This is a genomic window from Flavobacterium sp. XGLA_31 (genome assembly GCF_051547105.1).
Classification (GTDB): Bacteria; Bacteroidota; Bacteroidia; order Flavobacteriales; family Flavobacteriaceae; genus Flavobacterium.
The window spans coordinates 219,769-240,442 of sequence record NZ_JBPTTM010000004.1; the positions used below are offsets into that span (position 1 = coordinate 219,769).

At 36.4% G+C, this 20,674-nt stretch carries 21 protein-coding genes; all 21 read right to left on the bottom strand.

The window, feature by feature from the left end; all coding sequences use genetic code 11:
* Nucleotides 1–9: 9 nt before the first annotated feature.
* The 21 genes from ACSVH6_RS09715 to cysQ all read right to left on the bottom strand — a co-directional run bounded on the left by ACSVH6_RS09715 (nucleotide 10) and on the right by cysQ (nucleotide 20,665).
* Nucleotides 10–933: a hypothetical protein gene (locus tag ACSVH6_RS09715; RefSeq protein ID WP_438077918.1), complete on the bottom strand. Its 924-nt coding sequence runs from the start codon at nucleotides 931–933 to the stop codon at nucleotides 10–12.
* Nucleotides 933–2,147, bottom strand: a complete 1,215-nt coding sequence (locus tag ACSVH6_RS09720; protein WP_438077920.1) for an MBOAT family O-acyltransferase — start codon at nucleotides 2,145–2,147, stop codon at nucleotides 933–935. Before ACSVH6_RS09720 ends, ACSVH6_RS09715 begins: the two co-directional genes overlap by 1 nt.
* Nucleotides 2,148–2,442: 295 nt before the next feature.
* Entirely contained in the window at nucleotides 2,443–3,402 is a 960-nt protein-coding gene (locus tag ACSVH6_RS09725; protein ID WP_438077922.1) for a polysaccharide deacetylase family protein, read from the bottom strand.
* A 4-nt stretch (nucleotides 3,403–3,406) separates the two neighbouring features.
* Complete coding sequence (locus tag ACSVH6_RS09730; protein WP_438077924.1) at nucleotides 3,407–4,633, bottom strand: hypothetical protein; 1,227 nt, start codon at nucleotides 4,631–4,633, stop codon at nucleotides 3,407–3,409.
* Nucleotides 4,634–6,451, bottom strand: coding sequence for an asparagine synthase (glutamine-hydrolyzing) (gene asnB, locus ACSVH6_RS09735; RefSeq protein ID WP_438077926.1), 1,818 nt, complete (start codon nucleotides 6,449–6,451; stop codon nucleotides 4,634–4,636). It lies immediately after the preceding gene.
* Between the two features lie 2 nt (nucleotides 6,452–6,453).
* Nucleotides 6,454–7,383 (bottom strand): GNAT family N-acetyltransferase, encoded by a 930-nt coding sequence (locus tag ACSVH6_RS09740; protein ID WP_438077928.1) that lies wholly within the window; start codon nucleotides 7,381–7,383, stop codon nucleotides 6,454–6,456.
* The gene (locus ACSVH6_RS09745; protein WP_438077930.1) at nucleotides 7,370–8,485 is read right to left on the bottom strand and encodes a glycosyltransferase; all 1,116 of its coding nucleotides are present in this window, start codon (nucleotides 8,483–8,485) and stop codon (nucleotides 7,370–7,372) included. Before ACSVH6_RS09745 ends, ACSVH6_RS09740 begins: the two co-directional genes overlap by 14 nt.
* Before the next feature lie 21 nt (nucleotides 8,486–8,506).
* Nucleotides 8,507–9,586: a glycosyltransferase gene (locus tag ACSVH6_RS09750; RefSeq protein ID WP_438077932.1), complete on the bottom strand. Its 1,080-nt coding sequence runs from the start codon at nucleotides 9,584–9,586 to the stop codon at nucleotides 8,507–8,509.
* Between the two features lie 11 nt (nucleotides 9,587–9,597).
* The gene (locus ACSVH6_RS09755) at nucleotides 9,598–9,885 is read right to left on the bottom strand and encodes a serine O-acetyltransferase (protein WP_438077935.1); all 288 of its coding nucleotides are present in this window, start codon (nucleotides 9,883–9,885) and stop codon (nucleotides 9,598–9,600) included.
* Between the two features lie 257 nt (nucleotides 9,886–10,142).
* Nucleotides 10,143–11,291: a glycosyltransferase gene (locus tag ACSVH6_RS09760; RefSeq protein WP_438077937.1), complete on the bottom strand. Its 1,149-nt coding sequence runs from the start codon at nucleotides 11,289–11,291 to the stop codon at nucleotides 10,143–10,145.
* A complete protein-coding gene (locus ACSVH6_RS09765; protein ID WP_438077939.1) occupies nucleotides 11,291–12,157 on the bottom strand; it encodes a sulfotransferase family protein in 867 nt (288 codons plus the stop codon). The genes ACSVH6_RS09760 and ACSVH6_RS09765 overlap by 1 nt, the downstream gene beginning before the upstream one ends.
* On the bottom strand, nucleotides 12,154–12,933 hold the full coding sequence (locus ACSVH6_RS09770; protein ID WP_438077941.1) for a polysaccharide deacetylase family protein: 780 nt from the start codon (nucleotides 12,931–12,933) through the stop codon (nucleotides 12,154–12,156). Before ACSVH6_RS09770 ends, ACSVH6_RS09765 begins: the two co-directional genes overlap by 4 nt.
* Nucleotides 12,934–12,935: 2 nt before the next feature.
* Entirely contained in the window at nucleotides 12,936–13,796 is an 861-nt protein-coding gene (locus tag ACSVH6_RS09775; RefSeq protein ID WP_438077943.1) for a sulfotransferase, read from the bottom strand.
* Nucleotides 13,797–14,612 carry a sulfotransferase family protein gene (locus tag ACSVH6_RS09780; protein WP_438077945.1) on the bottom strand — a complete coding sequence of 272 codons (816 nt, stop codon included), beginning with the start codon at nucleotides 14,610–14,612 and terminating at the stop codon, nucleotides 13,797–13,799. It lies immediately after the preceding gene.
* A gap of 14 nt (nucleotides 14,613–14,626) precedes the next feature.
* Nucleotides 14,627–15,187, bottom strand: a complete 561-nt coding sequence (locus tag ACSVH6_RS09785; RefSeq protein ID WP_438077947.1) for an acyltransferase — start codon at nucleotides 15,185–15,187, stop codon at nucleotides 14,627–14,629.
* Entirely contained in the window at nucleotides 15,153–16,553 is a 1,401-nt protein-coding gene (locus ACSVH6_RS09790) for an oligosaccharide flippase family protein (protein ID WP_438077949.1), read from the bottom strand. Before ACSVH6_RS09790 ends, ACSVH6_RS09785 begins: the two co-directional genes overlap by 35 nt.
* Nucleotides 16,554–16,592: 39 nt before the next feature.
* Complete coding sequence (locus ACSVH6_RS09795; RefSeq protein WP_438077951.1) at nucleotides 16,593–17,849, bottom strand: sulfate adenylyltransferase subunit 1; 1,257 nt, start codon at nucleotides 17,847–17,849, stop codon at nucleotides 16,593–16,595.
* Nucleotides 17,850–17,881: 32 nt separating this feature from the next.
* Complete coding sequence (gene cysD / locus ACSVH6_RS09800; protein ID WP_438077953.1) at nucleotides 17,882–18,787, bottom strand: sulfate adenylyltransferase subunit CysD; 906 nt, start codon at nucleotides 18,785–18,787, stop codon at nucleotides 17,882–17,884.
* Nucleotides 18,780–19,385, bottom strand: a complete 606-nt coding sequence (gene cysC, locus ACSVH6_RS09805) for an adenylyl-sulfate kinase (RefSeq protein WP_438077955.1) — start codon at nucleotides 19,383–19,385, stop codon at nucleotides 18,780–18,782. The genes cysD and cysC overlap by 8 nt, the downstream gene beginning before the upstream one ends.
* Complete coding sequence (locus ACSVH6_RS09810; protein WP_438077957.1) at nucleotides 19,375–19,860, bottom strand: DUF2061 domain-containing protein; 486 nt, start codon at nucleotides 19,858–19,860, stop codon at nucleotides 19,375–19,377. Before ACSVH6_RS09810 ends, cysC begins: the two co-directional genes overlap by 11 nt.
* A complete protein-coding gene (gene cysQ, locus ACSVH6_RS09815) occupies nucleotides 19,853–20,665 on the bottom strand; it encodes a 3'(2'),5'-bisphosphate nucleotidase CysQ (protein ID WP_438077959.1) in 813 nt (270 codons plus the stop codon). The genes ACSVH6_RS09810 and cysQ overlap by 8 nt, the downstream gene beginning before the upstream one ends.
* Between the last annotated feature and the right edge of the window lie 9 nt (nucleotides 20,666–20,674).

Below are 20,674 nucleotides of genomic sequence, written 5' to 3' on the forward strand. Positions count from 1 at the left end.
GATGCTAATTTATTTTAAATCATTTTTAAGAAAATCAGCCAAGTAAACCGAGAACTCTTCAGCTCCAATTTTTGACAGATGTTCTTCGTCTTTCCAATAATCCAGATTGTCATTTTTAGCGTAAAAATCGGTGAAATCGTAATATTTAATCCCTTTGGATTCCATTAATTGCTTCATGGCTGTGTTATCTTTTTTGCATTTGTCTTTGTAAACCGGAGAAGTAAAGACAATGAGTGCTTTGTTGTTTACTTTGCAAAAAGCGACGATTTCATCCAAACATGTATTGTTGATATCAGAAGCTTGATAGGTTTCCTCACATTTGTTTTTTCTTCCGTTTCTTTTCAATTTTTTAAGAAAAATGGCTTTCTGTGCTTTGTTGTTTTTGATTGGATCATAACCATTATACTTCTTATAATTGTATTTGGGTTTGACAAAGTTCCGCAGCAATGACAAGACCAATCCATTATAATCCAAGGACCACATGACGCTTGAAAAATAATTATTCCGGCTCATTTCAATCAGTTTCTTTCGAATGATTCTGTTCTGATGATATTTCACCAAAAGAGCATCCATGTCATCACCTGCATAGTCTTTTTCGAAAACATTATTAGGATCCAATTGCAACACCACGAATTGTTTTTTGTTTTTTGGCAAGGTTTGAATTAGCGTGGCACTAAAAGCCATTTTTCTGCCATTAACCCCCATATTGTAGGACGATTTACCAAACATTTTAGGATTGATATGATGATTGGTTCTGGAATTCCCAAAAAAGATAATTTCGGTAGTGTCTTTCAGCTTTAAAAATTGGTTTAATTTCCCTACTCCCTCACCTACAAAAACTCTTTTATCTACCTGCAACAAACAGAAAAAGACAATTTTATCCAATATAAAAATCGACAAAATAACGATGATGAATAATTTGAATGATTTCATTAGAATTGGAAATAAATAAAGTTAGTAGAATTCGAATAAAACAACACAACCAACATGGTCAAAAAGCAAACCAAAGCAACCAAGCTAAACGTACTTATCCTACTTCCGAAGGATTCGATAGCAATCTCTTTTTTAAACAGATAAGTATCGAAACTCAGACCAATGAGCAACACCACTATTGAGTTAATCATAATATTAATGTCACCAATAAACGGTGCTCCGTAATCGAAGGAGAAAAACTTATGAATAATAAATAAAGACGTGTGTATGTCGGGTGATCGAAAGAATACCCATGCCAAAACTACTATAGCAAATGTTATTATTCCTCCTAAAAAACCAAAATCGTTTATTTTCAATTTTTGAAAAGAAAATTTTTCAAAACTCAAAACTAATCCGTGTATACCTCCCCAAATCACAAAATTCCATGAGGCTCCATGCCACAAACCTCCTAACAACATTGTTATCATTAAATTTCGATAAGTAATTTTAATTCCTTTTCGGTTGCCTCCTAATGAAATATAAAGATAATCTCTCAACCAAAAAGAAAGAGACATGTGCCATCGTCGCCAAAACTCGGTTAGCGATTTTGAGAAATATGGTAAGTTAAAATTATCCAACAGTTTTATGCCAAATAATTTTGCGGTACCAATCGCAATATCTGAGTAACCCGAAAAATCAAAATATATTTGGAATGCATAAAAAACGGAAGCCAAGACTAACGAACTGGAGTTGTGAATTTCTGAATTGCCATAAATGCTGTCTACATATACGGCCAAACTATCGGCAATGACCATTTTTCGAAAAAATCCCATAGCAATTTGGAGTATTCCTTCGCGAAAAAACTTATCAGTAAAAAACCGTTTGGTTTTTAACTGAGGTAATAAATGAGTGGCTCTTTCTATAGGGCCGGCAACTAACAACGGAAAAAAACTAACAAATAAAGAATAAGTTATGATGTCTTTTTCAGGCTTGATTTTGTCTTTATAAATGTCGATCACATAGGATAAACCGTGGAAAGTATAAAACGAAATTCCGATTGGTAAGATAATTTTCAGTGTATAAAAATTAAAATCTACCCCTACGCTTTTGAAGGAATCATGCAACGAAGTAATGAAGAAATTATAGTATTTGAAGAATCCTAAAAACCCCAGATTAACTCCTACACTTATCCAAAACCAGATTCGCTTTGTTACAGCTGTTGCTGCATGATACATCTTTAAGCCTGTGTAATAGTCGAGGGAGGTGGAAAAAATAAGCAGAAACAAAAAACGCCAATCCCACCAGCCATAAAAGACATAGCTTGCCACAAGCAATAATATGTTTTGGTAGCGTATATCTTTTTTTGATAAAAACCAATACAGAACAAAAACTATCGGTAAAAAAAGGGCAAAGGCGTATGAGTTGAAAATCATTATCTACATATTGGTTTATAGGGCAGTTTAAAACAAAAATAAAAATATTTATTAAAACGTAGGTATAGTTAAAAAACCGACATTCACAGGATTCTGTTTAACCTACAAAACTATCACTGAGTTGCTGCATCGTCAGGCTTTGCATACCAAAAGTCTGCTGACAATCCAGGTATATTGCTATGACTTCCTGAAGAGCTTTGAGAGCATTATGGGTATCAATACCAAAATTATGCGGATGCCACCACAAGTGATAGACTTCTCCTCTCTTAGCCGCCTGAATCATTTCATTCTTGATACGATTTAATCTGGCTTTATTAAGTAATTCTATTTTGTGTTGAGGCCGAAAAAAGCGACTTGATGGTTGACAAAAAGGCATTTGCTTATCGATACCATAAATGGAATATGATTTTTTTCCTATTGGAAAATAAGCATCTCCGGTACGGGCCAATTTTGACAATAACGTATCCGGTCTTGTGGTATCCCAATACCAATCTCCGGGATTACTGCGTACTGTTGTCAGTAGATTTTCTGTACAAACCTGTAAATAATCTTTATTAAATTGATTTCGGGGAAAAACCAGCGAGCGCAATTGAACCCCAAATTGGTCAGCCATTTTAACAGCCAGTTTTATATCGGTTTCAAATTGTTCGACAGTTTGCCCTTTTTCCAAGCAATAATAATGGGAATAAGTATGAGTTGCTAACTCTTGTCCTTTTACACTTTGAATAGCTTTAATCAAATGAGGAGCAAAAAAGAATTGGTCAAAACCGCTTTTTTTATGCAATTCACCATAAGCATATGCGTTTAAAATTGTTTTATCGTAAGTGGGAATTTGTTGCGGAACATTAGCCTGCCATTCCTCCCAATTTTCATTAAAAAGCATGCCAACCGTAGCCCAAGTCACATTGATATTATGTTGCTCAAACAACTCGAGCATTTTAGGTATTGCTATTAGGGTATTGTTAAAATAAGAGACTTTATCGGCTATCTCAATGTGATCAAAAATACCCCATACCAATTCAAAATCAAGAGAAATAACTAAAGCTCCTGTCTTCATATTTTTAATAATTTAAAAACTCTTTGTTTTGCTTTTCGTAAACTTCTTGCGATTGAGCTTCTATTTTTTCCCAATGATTCCGTTCTCTGATTTTTTTATCTGCCAAATAATAATAGATTACAAAGAACCCAAAATACATTACCTGTGATTTTTGCCGCATGATAATCCCCAAATTAGACATCACAAAAGTCATAGCAAACGAAGTAAGCAAAAAGATCATTACACTCATTTTAACAACTGAAGGGGCTTTTTTAATAAAACTTAAAAAGGATTTGTTACAAATTTTAAAAAACAACATTAAATAAAGTAGATTTTCAAACGAACTGAAATAACCTAATACATTAGGCACATCTACAAACAACGGTCTAAACCAAAAAGTAAATAATTTGAACGGAAGCGGATAACTTGACATATCGATACCGGATCCCGCATTCTCTGATAACCCTTCAGAACGTATGGAAGCAAACTCTGTAAAATCGTTTACTAAATCATCTGACTTCTCCAGATTGGCAACCGCCAAAATAGAACTTGAAGCTAGATAAATAAATAACACCCCTGAAAGAATCAAAAAAAACTTCATCCCTTTTGACAATTTCTGATCACTTCCGAAAAAAAGTCCGAACATGACCCCAACTATCATAAAAAACATTACATGCGCTCGGATACAATAAATAAAAAAAGCTCCTAAAATCAATATTACTATTCTTTGTTTGGGAAACTGAATGGCATAAATAAACATCATGACTCCCATAAAAATGACAGATCCTTTTCCTAAAGAAGCTGACCAAAAATGCATATTAGGCAAGAACAGCAGTAAGGTTAAAAAATCATATCTACGAAAAACAATGATTTTTTCTTTAATGTTTTCGATAAAGAACAAATAGGCATAAACAAATCCGATGTATCCGAACCAAGAAAAAAGAAGCATACAAAGAGGATAATCAAATCCAAGATATTTTACAAACGGAAATTCTATAAAGAAAACACCCCAATTGGTCAAAGCTATCGTTTCGCCCCAACTGATATCCAATTGGCTCAACACATTGAAGTAGTGTTTGGAATCGGTTGGATTAAAAGAAGCATAAGCAAAATAAACCCCAGCCAATAACAAATGATACAGGAATAGCTTTCTCAACAAACTAATAGAAGCCAATGGTTTCTTGGCCGCAATTCTCCTGTAAATTTGCTCGTTTAAGAAAAATAAAACAACTAGTAAAACTACAAATCCCATTTACACTTTGGTTATGTTTTTGTGCCAAATTTCCAAATTTAATAATGCTAACAATCCTTTATATCGTTTAACATCATTAAGTTTGCCGGCATTGAGGTAATAATCGGCTATATATTTTTTGTCGATAAAGGTAGCATAATAAGGATTACTGCTGTGTAAATAATCCTGATATAATTCTTTGAGTTGATGTTGCAACAAATCTTTTACCGAAACTTCGAAACCTTTTTTAGGCAATTTATACACCGCCCCGTCAATGTATTTTTTATTCAGCTCGCGCAATAAATATTTGGTAGTAAACCCATTTACTTTAAGATTGGAATCCAGAGAAGCACTCCACTCTATCAACGATTTATCAATAAAAGGAGACCTCCCTTCCAACCCACTTTGCATGGTCGCAATATCCATTTTCTTGAACAATACTTTGGGCAAAATTCCATAAAAATCGGTCAACATGGTTTGCTCTAAAGCATCATATTTTGAGTCCGAAAAATCAGCCTGCGAAATATAATTCAGATCCATAACCGATTCAAATCCGGGAGCATCAAAAAACAAATCCGTAGAAGCGCTAAAATATTGTGCTTCTCCTTTTAAACTGAAAAAATCCGACAAGCGATTCAATTTTGCCAAACGACTGTTCTTGTCTGAAGCAGGTAAAAATTTTGACAATCCGCCCGAAAGCGAATTTACCGCCTTTAACTTGTTGTAATTTTTATATAGCGAATACCTTCTGTACCCGCCAAAAAACTCATCACCTCCGTCGCCGTTCAATATTACACGCAAATGTTCAGAAGCGGCTTTGGCTACATAATAAGATGGAATGATACTTTCATCTACAATAGGTTCTCCATATGATAATAGGATTTTTTCGTAATCATTAGGCAAAGAATCATAATCTACATATAATTCATGATGCTCCGTTTTCAATTGTTTGGCAATCATTGCCGCTACTGCCGACTCGTCAAAACCATCTTTACTCTTCACCGTGAAGGTTTTCAGATTCGGATTGGTTTTTACTGCCATGGCACAAACCAAACTACTGTCAATCCCACCGCTCAGAAAAGCTCCAACTTCAAAATCACTCGATAACATGCGCTTTCTGACAGCATTTTCAAAAAGAATATCCAGTTGTTGCAGCGCCTCATTTTGATTTTTAATTTTCGGACTGGCAAAGTAGTTTTCAAAGTTCCAAAATTGTTCTTTTTGTAAGCTTTTTTTGTGAACATTATAACAATAAAAATGGCCCGGTAATACTTCAAACAAATCTTGATACACAGTATTCTCTCCTGCGACAAAACCTTTTTGCAAATGCCATTTCACATGTTCTTCATTAATCTGAAATCCGGGAAAACAAGAAGTAATTGCTTTATACTCACTACCAAAAGCAAAACCGTTTTTCTGTGAAAAATAAAGTGGTTTTTTACCCACTCGGTCCCGTACTAAAAAGATTTTTTTATCCAGTTTGTCATATAAGGCAAAGGCAAACATCCCATCCAGTTCCTGAAAACAAGCAGTACCCATTTTTTCAAACAACTGCACAATTACTTCGGTATCTGAAGCCGTTCGCATTTGCAGTTGATACTTTTGCATTAGCTCTTTATAGTTGTAGATTTCACCATTAAAAACCATCGCAATTCTATCGGTTTCAAAAGGTTGATTTCCTCCGGCCACATCAATGATACTCAATCGGGCATGAAAAAAAGTAAATCCGTCAATCTCTTTAAAATACTGACCGTCAGGCCCACGATGCTTTAAAGCACTCGTAACCTTTTGCTTTTGCTCTGTATTCAGTGTTCCGATACAACCAAAAATTCCACACATACCTAAAAGAGTTCAAGTTCACCAATGTTCCAATCAATCTCCTGAAAACGGAGTGTATCGTCATGGTCGTTAATTTTTCTGAAAGTCACCATGGGAGCATTTTTCTTAAGCTTTATGCTCAGCCAAATTTGGGTTTTATCAATAAAAGAAATAAATCCGAATCCAAAAGCAAAAAAGAGTTTTACAAAAACCGAAACCGGTATACCAGAGCAACTGCTATTGTTTTTTATCACATCACAAATCCGAAATTCTTTCAAAAATCTGATGTTTTTTTGACGGTAAATAATAACATATTGATCATCTCCTGATTGTATCTCCTTCAAACCATAAGACTGTAACGCTATTTGCTGATAACGCCATTTATAATAATCCGAATCTTTGTAAACCGCCAAATGATTTGTCGCAATCGGCTTAATTTTTGAAAAATCATATACTCGTAACCGACTGTGGTCTAAGTCAAAGCTGTTTTTTGAAAACGGAAATGCCGGTAAAACCTGTAACAGCGGCTTGCCCCACTCTATCCAGCCCATTTTTAAATAACCGGGTTTGGATTGCGAATTGGGTGTGTTAAAAATAAACGCTTTTTCGTCAGTGGTCTTTAAATCCTCTATCAACGATAACGTCAGATTTCTAAAAATCCCTTTTCCTTGGTAGTCGGGATGTGTAGCAGTATCCACGGGACGATACGCTTTATACATGCCGTCTTTCCCTTGGAATTTAAAGCACATAAAAGCTCTTATCCCAATTAGTTTATCACCATCCCAAGCCAAAACCACAGGCGAAACATCAGCCGGATTTTGATGGTGCTTCCAGTTCCAAAACTCCGTAGTTGGCGCACCTCCATCTGACCCGAGACAGCGCTCAAAAAGTGAAACGATCTGCTCTACATCAGTAGGCTTAGCCAGTTGATAAACAAACTTATTTTCGCTCATGAAGCACTTCGGTATAAATCGTTTCTAATTGGTGAACCATGCGTTGAATACTGTAATCGGCAACAATGGTAGCTCGTGCTGCTTTTTGCAAGCTTCCAAAATTAGTAATTTCGCCCAAGACTTTAGCTTCCAACTGCGATACTATCTCGGTTGTCTCTTGACTCTTCAGTAAAACACCATTTTGATTGTCTTTGACTACATTAGGAATACCACCTACCGGAGTACAAAACGGAACAATTTCCATACTCATCGCCTCCAACAACGCAACAGGCAATCCTTCAAAATCGCTCGTAATCAAAAAAACGTCCATGTATTTCATGAAATCAGCCGGACTTTCCTGCAAGCCTGCAAGATAAATATTCTGTAACTGATATTGTGCAATCAGCGATTTGACCAAAGGCATTTCAGTACCTTCTCCCACCATCAAAAATTTGAAAGGCAAGTTTTTTTGTTGGGCCAAACGGGCTACTTCCACAAAAACATCCAATCGCTTTTGCTTTCTGAACACCGCCACTGTACCAATAACTTTGTCTTCTCCGACAAAAGTCTCAACGTCATTTAATTTTCTAAAACTGCTTTCTTTAGAAAAAAAAGCAGTATTTACTCCATTTGGAACATAAACAATATCATGAAATAATCGACGTCGTTCCAGAGCTTCTTTGGCATCTTCAGAAACGGCCAAAACTTTGGTTTGATATTTATAAGTAACGGCACTCAAAACACGTGTCAAAAAATGGTATTTATCAAAATTATTGTGCTCGGTATACAATACCGGAAGCTTGGCCACTTTTCCTGCCATTCGGGCCACAACTCCTGCCCAAGGTAAGTGAGCATGGATAATTTGTATGCCATTGTCTTTGCAATACTTTGCAATTTTAGCATATTGCATCAATAAGGTAAGATTGTTTTTGGCCTGAAAACAGGTTACTTTTCCTCCTGCCTGTTCAATAGCAGACACCATTTGGTTTTTCCAAGGCAAAAAATAAATATAATGGAATTCAAAGGTTGTGGTATTGTGTATCTTCAGTGTCTCGGGCAACAACATTTCGGCGCCTCCGCGACCCAACGATTTGATAATATGCAGTATTTTTATTTTTTCCAAAATCAGGTTTCTCCAATTAATTTATCGCTTCAGTTGATGGTAAATCCGATCAAATTGCTGGGCGATAATGATGTTATTATATTTTTGGCTGACCAAATCATAGGCGTTTTGAATCAACTTTTCATTGTCTTGGTAAATTGCTTTTTCTAAGGCTTCCGCAAAGTTGGATTCCTCATTTTTTTCAACCAAATACCCGGTCACACCCAGCTGAACAACTTCAGAAATCCCTCCGACATTGTAAGCAACAACCGGTTTTTTGGAAATCATTGCTTCCAAAATTACGCCCGGTAACCCTTCAATAATGCTGGGCAGCACCAAAACATCTGCTTTACAAATATAATCCATCGGATTGGAAACCCAGCCATAGAATGTCATCTTATCGTTAAGTTTCAGGTTAACGGCAAGTTGCTCGATTGCCGCTCTCTTAGGGCCCTCACCCAATAAGTGTAAATGAACATTTGGGCGTTTTTCGACAAACTTTTTAAAAATCGAAAGCAGCCCCTCATGGTTTTTTTCAAAACTGAACCCACCTACGTGTATGATGTGTTTTTGTGCATCGGCTCCACCTCTCCATACGACAGCTTTACACTCATGGGGATCAATCCCAACCGGAATTACGGTAGATTTTGCAATCGTTTCAGGGAATATCGTATTTAAATCTTTTTTGGAATTTTCAGAAACCGAAATGACAAAATCAACGTTTCTATACAGCCAGTGATTGATTGCTTTGGTTATTGGATTATTAATATAAAGACTAACCATACTGGCATTTCGGGCCACTATTGGTTGCTTCCACTTGAATATTTTTTTAGACAATACAGCAAACTTTAAAGTATCTCCGGCATTACACTGTATCACATCAGGGTTATGTTTGGCAATCAATTCGGATAGTTCTTTCCAACCTTGGTAGTCAAAAAAACGTTTGTCAATCGGTCTATTTAAACTTATTTTGACTCCCGAAAAAGGCAATTCGACCGTGCCCGGAAAAAGCGAAACCAAGAAAACCTGATTTCCGGAGGCCTCCAAATGCTGCGACAATTGAGCGGCAAACATTTCGGCTCCCCGAAGTTGAAATTTTTGTATGAGTTGGAAGATAATCAATTGCTTTTTTATTAGGACAAATTCTTAAGATAGCCGGCACTCGTGTTATAGTTAACAATAACCGCCGGATTACCAGCTACTACCGCTTTATCGGGAACATCAAAATTCACATAACTCAACGGGGCAATTAATACGTCATCTCCAATTTTTATATTTCCCACCACAACTGCATTAGCCCCAATCCATACTCTATCACCAATAGTTGGTGTCCCTTTGAGTTTACCTCGGCTGACGTTTCCTAAGGTTACCCCCTGAGAAACATTACAATTTTCGCCGAGAATTACATTTTGATTAATCACTATACCTCCAAAATGATTGAGTAAAAAACCTTTCCCTATTTTGGTATGGATTGGTATTTGAATATTGTATTTCTGCTTGACATTTTTTAGCCAAAGACGTAAAAAAATAATTAGAGGATTGAATCTTTTTATTTTTTGATTTAACCTAAAAAGGACACTAAATCGCAAAATAGGATTGGTAAAGAACAGCAAAAAATAATTTTTACTGCCGTGCCTTTTACAATCTGCTTTGATAAATTCCCACATAGTTTTTATATTTAGTTCAGGAAGCTACGATAGCTTTCTAACATTTGCAAGTTTACGCTTTCTAATTGAAATTTTTTGTGAAAATTGACCAAACTCGCTTGACCCATTTTTTCTCTTAAGGTTTCTGAATGAATAAGTGTCAGCAGTTTTTCAGCTAAATCGTTGCAGTTTCCAAGTTGGTACATTAAAGCATTTTCATTTTTATTCACAACCTCTTTAAACACTTTGATATCCGAACAAACAATTGGCAAACCAGCCGCTTGCGCCTCAATCAATGAACCGCCCAAACCTTCATATTTAGAAGGAAAAACAAAAATATCCGAAGCAGCCATAATTTGGTTAACATCCTGTCGGTGACCCAAAAAACGAATCGGAGTTTGTAATTTTTCTTTGCTCAAAAAAGCTTCAATTTCATTGGTATTATTACCATCTCTGCCACAACATAGGAATTGCACTTTCAACTGTGACAATTGGCTGTCTATGCTTTTTATGGCTTGCAACAGTTCGAGATGCCCTTTTTGAAATTCTTGTCTTCCTACATGAGTAATGATAATATCAGCGGTGGCAAACTGCAATTCTTCTGCCAGCTTTTGCCTTATTTCCATTTGATGGGCTATAAAATCATTTTCTTTTCGGCCACGGAAAACAACACTTATTTTTTCAGAACTAATTCCCAACTTTTGGATGTAATGCTCCTTCACTTCATTGGTTATGGCAATAAATTTATCCGTGCCTTTAATCTGGGTATTCTTGTCCAACCACTGATAAAAATGCAACGTCCATTTATTAACTTTCGGGTCAGAAAAACGAATTGGGTCGTAGGTACAATTCACTAAACTTTCCACATGAAAAAACTTTGTTTTAAATTTTGCCAAACGTGTCCGCATGGTAGCTCTAAACAAAACAGAGTGTACGATATCCGGTTTAAAATCATTGATAATTTCAGCAATGTTATTTACCTGTTGCCAAATATTTTGATGATCTATAAAGACAACGTCAAAACCATTTTCGAGAATTTCTTTTTCAATCCCTTTTTGGCGATGTTCTAAGACCACTACTTTTAATTCCACCTCTTTTTTACGCAAAAAATACCACAACTCAGCGTTGGATCTTTCAGCGCCTCCGGTTCCCAGGCTGTCTTGTATGAATAATACTCTCATTAGCGGATGGGGGTTTCACTGAAATAATTGTACTGTTTTAATCCTTTTTCAGCAATTTTATTGATGGCTTTCCATTCATCTTCGTTTAAACGCACATAACTTTTGTGATTTTGATTGGTTACTTTCATTTTGTTCCCATGTACTTCAAAATCGCTTTGCAACAACTGGTCATCAAACGGGTCGATGCCTAAAAAATTGCTAATTCTCAAACTTGTCTCTTTGACATCAGTTGTAAATTCCTCGTAACTGATTTCTAAAAAAAATTTTGTGTTCTCTTTCTGTTGTGCTACGACATCCAAACTCCTTTGCCATTGTTCTGCCGGAAATTCAATCGGGTAATCCTTGCCTAATTCAGACTGGTGTTCCGGCATAACTACTGCCTTTCTTTTAATTCCTTCAGCAACGGCATAGCCATCTCTTACGATATAAATGAAATAACTATTGGGAAAATGCTTTTCAAAAAAAGCAATACGGGTAGCGTTAGCTATCGATTTTTCGACCACAATCTCCGGATTGGTTTTAAGGAAATGGGACCAATGTTTTTTTATGGTTTTAGCTGCTTGGGACGCTTTGTTCTTATCAATTTGCATTTCATTTTCACATTGCCACCACATTCTGCGCCATCCAAAATCCTCCGGTCTCGGTAGTTGATCAGTTAGCATAACACCTTCATCCGGCAACACATCCAATTGGTGATGCTTTTCGAAAATTTCGGCCAAAAGTGTCGTTCCCGAATTGTAACAGCCCAGAATAAAAACCCATTTTCGGGGTTGCAACTCTTTGCCGAAAAAGGCATACAGCTTACTTATCAAAGTTGATTTTCGGTAACGGGAAAAGACCTTTTGTTTGAATGTTATATAATTCATCCTTTTAAAATTTTATGAAGCATTTTGGTCAAGGGCACTATTTTGGAATGCCAGCCCGAAAGGATAAACCTGAATTTCCAAAGCGGTGTAGTTTCATTTACACTTAGACGAGAGATACGCAACGGATTAGGGCTTCCTTGATTAAGTTTGTGGTCAAAAAGAAAAGCATATTCTATTCCTTCTTCTTTCAGTATTTTTTCAGACAGAGCATTGTGACTACCATTTGGATAAGCAAAAATTTCATATCCATTCAGTTGGTTTTCCTCGAAAAAAACCTTAGTTTTTTGCAACTCATTACGTATTTCAGATTCACTGCATTGGTCAAACATCGGATGGGAAAAACTGTGATTAGCAATAACAACTCCGAACTTTTGCATTTCGTGTAATTGGTCAATTGTCAGTTGTCGTTGTTTTAGCAGTGGTTTGTCAGAGTTCTTTCTTAGTTTTTCCAGGTCATTTATTCTTTCTGTATTCGGAATAGATTTTAATCTTTTAATGACTCCCGAAGCTTCTTTAGGACCCAAATAATAATATACTTCGTTCCACCAAAATGGCTTTTCAGTACCTATTAAAGACGGAATAATAAATAAAACAGCCGGTATTTTATATTGTTGCAATAAGGGAAAGGCTTTGTCATAAAAACTCAAATCTCCGTCATCAACAGTAACCAAAACATCTTTACGACGTGCCAAAAGCTGAAGTTGTTTCTCAAATTTAGAAACGTCTACAAAATCGTGATACGTAACTACAGTATTGGGCAAGCTAAACTTTGTCATGATTAAAATTGGAGTTCGTCATATCGCTTTACAAAGGCATCGAGTTCTTGCTCTTGTTTGGCAGTTAACTTGTTTTCTTTGTTGATCATAAATCCTGATTTTTCAATCTTTTTCGATATTTTTTTAATCGATTTGGATTGTTTGAAGTTGAAATATTTTACTTTTAAGTAATTCTTTAAACGGCTTTCTGGGAAATACTCTAAAAGGCCCGTCATAAAAATTTTGTTCAGTACTAAATGTGTTTTCACCTGTGTCCCTTTCTTGGAACTGGTGTTTTCTTTAACCTCATTAGACACTTCAAAAACAGGAATATCCAACGTTCTGCAAACAAAGGCAACATATTCATTGTTGTCTTTTATTTGTTCATACTTGATAATATGCCTCTTTGCGAATCTTTCACTAACAGCCTTTAACAGATAATCATAATCAAATTTTTCAACAAAATGCTTTCTGTTTTCACTATAATACTCACTCATTGACTTAGTGCAAAAACCTCGGGTAACCACTCTGAAATTGTATAATGAATTGAAATACCCTTTGGGATTGCGCAACACCATGATAATTTGCGCTTCGGGAAACATTAGTTTAAGGTTATCTAAAATATGGACTGTTTCCCGTTTGGTAAACTTTTCAATGGCACCCGAGAAATACTCATTACTGATGATGACATTTTTTTGTTGATCCCAGTCTTTTAAGGTTTCCGCTTTATATTGAGTCAATTCCTGTTCCGTTAAATCATTTTTGGTCAGTATGCGCCAAGGCGGCAATTGCACGTAATGAAAATTCTGCAGGCTGGGAAAAATATTGTACTGCAAGTAAGTTGTACCTGTCTTGTGCAGCCCTATGTGAATATATACTTTCATTTATTCATTGTTTTTAGCTGCGCTCCAAACTTTCCAGAGGCTTTCATTGATTTGAAATTTTGGGATAAACTCTTCGATATCCGATTGTAGTTTATTGTATATGAAATTTAATTCTTCTTGACTGAGTTTTGGTTTGCTTACTTTTTTATTGATAAGGCGCCACAAAAGAAAATACATTTTAGAAATAAAACTGTTCCCGAAACGTGAATGTATGACATCATAATACTTGATTAAATAGCGGTTTTCCGAAACGTTTTGTGCAGCAACCACATCAACATAAAAATCTATTCCGAGAAAATCTGATATTTTCTTGTTGAATTCCGGAAGATTAGACTTTAACTCTTCAAATTGTAAAATCAATACATTTTTTTTTCCAAATAGGTCAATATAAGGTTTGATTTGTGAGTTATAAGCACTGGTATTGATGTAGTTTTCATCGGAAGCCAGAACTTGGACTATCTGTTTCGTTGTCAATCTACCTCTGAGTAAATCGTGATAAATATTGGAAACAATTCTCTCCAGCGGATCGCGAACAATATAAATAATCCTAGCATCTGCATCATACTCGTGAATTCGTTTGGCACAATGTGGAAACAAATGTACTTTTGAATAACTCGGTGATACATCCATCAGGTATTTCGCTTTTTCTGTGGGCTCAAACTGGTTTTGGTACCAATCCATCCCATTTTGAAATCGCTTGGTAAAAAAACTAGGTTCTTTGAATTTAGAGAGACAAACTTCATCGTTAGACTTGAACATTTGGTACAAAGAGCTTGTCCCGCATTTCATTCCTCCGATGACAAATATTTTTTTCATTTCCGAAAGATTTGTTATTCTGTTAAAGGCTTCCCGCCACTTCCGCCATATTGTTTATTATTCTCTAAAGTATCGTAATGTTCTTTATTACGGTATTTAATAATCCTAGCCGGATTACCTCCAACAATGGCTAGTTCGGGCACGTTCTTAGTTACGGTTGACCCCATGCCAATAATGACTCCGTCACCAATTTCAACACCCGGAACAATATTTACATTCATACCAAGCCAAACGTTTTTGCCAATGATGACTTTCTTCTTGATAGTGGTGTTATCATATGGCAAAGCTTTCCCTTCATAATTATGATTGACCGAGTAAATGGTTATATTACGGCTAAAATGGCAATTGTCCCCGATGTGGATTTCGCCTTCAGTTTTGAAGTATGCATTGTCTCCTATGTGAACATTTCTGCCAAGAAACAAGTTTTCCTTTTTTGAGATATAGATTTTTCCTTTGATTTCACAACCTTTTCCGGCAGAACCTAATTTTCTCAATACAAAATAGGAGTTTCGTGCCAACTTCCATTTTTTCTTTAAGCCTTTATTTTTTTGCTTTAAGAAGTGAATTAATTTCATGATAAATTTGTTTAATAAAAAAGGAACCAATTATCAATGCTTTTATGGCTATGGTAATAAAAATATTGATTTTTCCAATTAAAATTAAGTTAAGCAAGCTAAGAATAATTAACAGCAAGACAAATTTTAACAGCAAAATTTTATTCACTTTCAGAAATTCAATCCAGGTATATCCGGGAATTTCTTTGCTTACTTTAAAATGCAATTGAAAGTACTGAAATATTAAACCAAGGGAATAACCTACTGTTACGCCGATTAACCCAAAATAAGACAATGAATACATCAGGCAAACGGTTACCACCAAGTATAAGGAGGAATAATAAAATGTATTTTTGATAAAACCTTGTGACCTCAAATATTGTAGTGTAATCTTATAATTTATCCTAAAAAGCAATCCTAAGGTAAGGACTTTTAAAAGCCCTTCGGCCTGTTGCCATTTATTCCCAAGTAATATCGAAACGATTTCAGATGACGATGTTAATACTATCAACAAAGCAGGAAAAATGAGCAGATTGAGCAGATATTCTACTCGAAGTAGTTTTTTGAGGTGCAGTTTCTTATCTTCATCCATTTTGGCAAAATCGGCAAAAATAATGTTATCCAGATATTGAGCATACAGGTTCTGCATTGTACTCATAATGCTATACGAACGATTGTAAATTCCTAAAGAATAAGAACCTAAAACCCTACCAATAATAATACCGTCTGATTGGTTACCAAGCATACCTACCACACGGCTGGCCGTATTCCAACCTCCAAAATGTATCAGGTCATTCCAGGCTGCTTTGTCAAACCGGAAGAAATATTTTTGTGTTTTAACCAGATAAAAAATTGTAGATTCTACAAGTACTTGGGCTACTAAAGGGTAAATCAGTGCATAGTAATTATGGGTATAATGGTAAACAATGAACACCCCGGGTATGTAAATACAGGTAAAGCTAAAAAGCTCAATCAGGCTGATTTTTTTAACTTCCAAATCCTTTAGCAGAATGTTTCGTGAAATGGCAGAGAGGGCAATGAACAACGGCAACCAAAAAATAGATTGCAATATATTGCTCAACTCGGGTATACTGAAAAAGTTAGCCACCAAACCATTCCCAAACCAGAGAATCCCTGAAAAAACCAAGGCAAAAACCATATAGGAGAAAAAAGCCGTATTGATGTGATTCTGATTGACATTCTTTTGCTTAATAAGGCTTGCCCCCAAACCTGTGTTGGGGATTTCCATAAAAAGTGTAATCAGTATATTGAAGACATGAAAGACACCAAAATCATGGGGAGATAAATGTCTTGAAGTCCACATCAAAAGAAAAATCCTGGTAAAAATTATAATAATCTTAGAAAATGAGTACCAAATACCATTCATTATGTATAATTTTTAATTGGTTTTTTCAAAATTTTGTGCCTAAACAATCATACCGGCAGCTACCGTTTCATTCGTAGCATCATCTATAAGAATAATGCTTCCCGTGATTCTGTTTTCTCGGTAGGAATCCAACATTAAACGTTGTGTACAGCGAACAGTTACCCGGGCAATGTCGTTCATTTTTAATTCTTTATCCGCCTCTATGCGTTGGTAGGAATTAATGTCAATTTTATAGACCACATTTTTGATGATGGCCTTTTGTTCGTTGCTGGTATGCATGATGGTATACTTGGCATTGGGACGTGCGGCTCCGTTGTTGAACCAACAAATCATCACGTCAAATTCCTGCTGCATTTCGGGTTGGTTGTTGGTCTTTACAATCATATCCCCACGACCCACATCAATGTCATCTTCTAAGGTCATTGAAACCGACATGGGAGCAAAGGCTTCTTCTATCTCTTTCTCTCCCGCATTGATGGATTTGATTTTGGACACAAATCCGGATGGCAACACCGTAACCGAATCCCCTACACGATAAATCCCCCCCGCAATTCTACCGGCATATCCGCGGTAATCGATAAAGCCTTCACTTTGCGGACGCAACACCGTTTGCACCGGGAAACGAGCATCAATTTTGTTAATGTCGCTGCTGATGTGTAAGGTTTCCAGCAAGTGCAACAAGGGAGAATCCTGATACCAATCCATATTTTCGGAACGGTTTACCACGTTGTCTCCATCCAAAGCACTAATGGGAATAAAACGAATATCTTTAATATTTAACTTGGATGAAAACTCCTCAAACTGATTGACAATATCATTGAAGACTGTTTCAGAGTAATTTACCAAATCCATTTTATTGACACAAACAATAATGTGCGGAATTTGTAATAATGAAGCAATAAATGCATGTCTTTTGGTTTGTTCTATTACTCCGTGACGGGCATCTATCAACACAATGGCAGCATTAGCTGTTGAAGCTCCCGTAACCATGTTTCGTGTGTACTGAATGTGTCCGGGAGTATCCGCGATGATGAACTTCCGCTTTGGCGTAGTGAAATAACGATAGGCTACATCAATCGTAATTCCCTGCTCCCGCTCATCTCTCAATCCGTCAGTGAATAAGGCCAAGTCTACTCCGGCATGTCCTTTTCGCTTACTGGTGGTTTCAATCGCTTCCAATTGATCTTCAAAAATCGATTTCGAATCGTATAATAATCGGCCTATCAAGGTGCTTTTTCCGTCATCAACACTTCCGGCTGTGGTAAAGCGCAATAATTGGTTGTTATCTATAATCATAATGCTGGTGCTTGCTAATTAATGGTAAAATCTTAAAAATATCCTTCACGTTTTCGGTCTTCCATTGCTGATTCCGAGCGTTTGTCATCGGCTCTGTTCCCTCTTTCAGTATGACGCAGCGAGGCTACTTCAGCCACAATTTTCTCCAACGTGTCAGCATCGGATTCTATTCCGCCCGTAATCGTAATATCTCCCAAGGTTCTGAATCGAATCTTTTTGGTCAGAATTTCTTCTGTTCCATCAAGTATTAAATAGTCTGATTTCGGAATCCAGGAATTGTTTCTCCACAAAACTTCTCTTTCATGTGCAAAATATAAAGAAGGAATAGCAATGTTTTCTCTTTTGATGTAATTCCATACGTCCATCTCTGTCCAGTTGCTTATAGGGAAAGCTCTGAAATGCTCTCCTTCAAAATATTTACCGTTCAATAAATTCCATAATTCCGGTCGCTGATTTTTAGGATCCCATTGACCAAAATCATCACGATGCGAAAAGAAACGTTCTTTAGCTCTGGCTTTTTCTTCGTCACGACGACCTCCACCAATGGCACAATCAATCTTGTGATGTGCAATGGCATCTAAAAGTGTAGTCGTTTGCAAAGCATTCCTATTGGCATTTTTGCCTCTTTCTTCCAAAACTCTGCCGGTATTAATGGATTCCTGTACCGATCCCACCAGTAACGTTGCTCCCAATTCTTTGATTAAATCATCTCGAAATTGGATTGTTTCCGGGAAATTATGTCCGGTATCAATATGCATTAAAGCAAATGGTATTTTTGATGGAAAAAATGCTTTTTTAGCCAAATGAGCCACTACAATTGAGTCTTTCCCTCCTGAGAAAAGAATTACCGGATTTTGGAATTGTGCCCATACTTCACGAAGAATAAATATGGCTTCCGACTCTAATTCATCTAAATAGTTTAAATAAAATTTACTCATTTCTAAAGGTTTCTATTTTTTGCGTGACAAAAGTAATAACTTTTTCCACGGCTACTGTTATGCTTTCATTATCAGTTTTAATCCAAATGTCAGGATGTTTAGGACTTTCGTAAGGAGAATCTATACCTGTGAAGTTAGGTATCAGCCCTTGACGCGCCTTTTGATACAACCCTTTGACATCTCGTCGCTCACATTCTTCCAAAGTAGTGTCTACAAAAATTTCAACAAAATCATTTTCGCCTATAATTTCTTTCACCATTTTTCTGTCTTTTTCCAAAGGAGAAACAAATGCCGCCACCGTTATCATACCGGCATCGACAAAAAGTTTGGCAATCTCGGCAGTGCGTCTCAAATTTTCATTGCGATCTGATTCTGTAAAACCCAATCCGGAGTTAATACCTCCTCTTAAATTATCCCCATCCAAGGTATAGGTTCTGAATTTCATTTCAAAAAGTGCCTGCTCTACGGCTTCGGCTATGGTTGATTTCCCCGAACCTGAAAGTCCTGTAAACCATAATACCATTGATGAATGTTGGTTTAATTTGTTTCTTAGTTCCCGGGTAACAGAATAGTTTTGTTGTGTAATGTTAGTGCTCATTTTCAATCGGTATTTCTTCCACAATTAACTCAGCAGTATCAACAACAGTCACATTCTCTTTTTGAGGTAAACCAAACTTACTGCGATACCAAACACGTTCGTGCATATAGTACAAAATCATTTTAGTCGATACTTCCGCCAAACCCACTTTTAATCCAATAAAAGGATTACCGGATATGAACCAGGCTACCATCATCGTATCCATTGACCCAACTAAACGCCAAGTCACAGTTTTGGCGATATGACGTTTTTTACTTTCGCGCAAAACACCATCTTTAGAGAGATTAATTTTAAACCAAACTCTTTCATGTATGTAATACAAAATGAATTTGGTGGCAAATTCTGTCATCCCGATTTTAAAACCAATCATGGGATTTCCTGAGATAAACCACGCCAAGAGCATAGTATCTATCGTTCCCACTATACGCCAGGTAATGGCTTTGGCAACATGGCGCTTATGTGATTTATCAATCATTTGCTATTGAAAAATAAGGGTTTAATAAATTTTCTTTGTTGTATTGCAATTCCTGTGTTGAATTTTGTTGTACAACCCGTAACCCGACAGCATTACAGATGGCGTGTCCCGCTGCTATATCCCATTCCATGGTAGGTGCAAATCTCGGGTAAACATCTGCAGCACCTTCAGCTACCAAGCACAATTTCAGGGAACTTCCTTTCGATATCAAGCTAACTTTTTTGCCTGAGTTTTGCTCTAATTGTTCAATAAAATCGGTCGTCTCCTCATTCATGTGCGAACGACTTCCCACAACACGAATTGTAGTTGCATCTTTTTTGGGACCAATTTTTTGACTGCTTTGTATAATATCTGATACTGTTGTTCCTTCAGTTACCTTAGCTTTGTATGCCTCTCTGTCATCAACCAGACCATAGTATAACTCCCCTAATGCCGGGGCATAAATCACTCCGAATTTAGGCTTCCCATTTTCGACCAAGGCAATGTTTACTGTAAATTCATCATTTTTTTTTATGAACTCCTTGGTTCCGTCTAATGGATCTACAATCCAACAGCTTGACCAGTTCTTACGTTCGTCGAAGGGAAGTTGCTTGGTTTCTTCACTAATAATAGGAATTCCTAAAGGCTTTAGTTTACTTTCTATACAAGCATTGGCCTTTTGGTCTGCAAGAGTTAGCGGAGATTCATCTGCTTTGAAAACCACCTCAATTTCATTTTTGTAAATTTTCATGATAACAGCGCCTGCCTCAATTGCGGCTTCAATGGCAGTATCAATCCAAAGTTTGATGTGTTTTTCGTGTAACATTTTTATTTG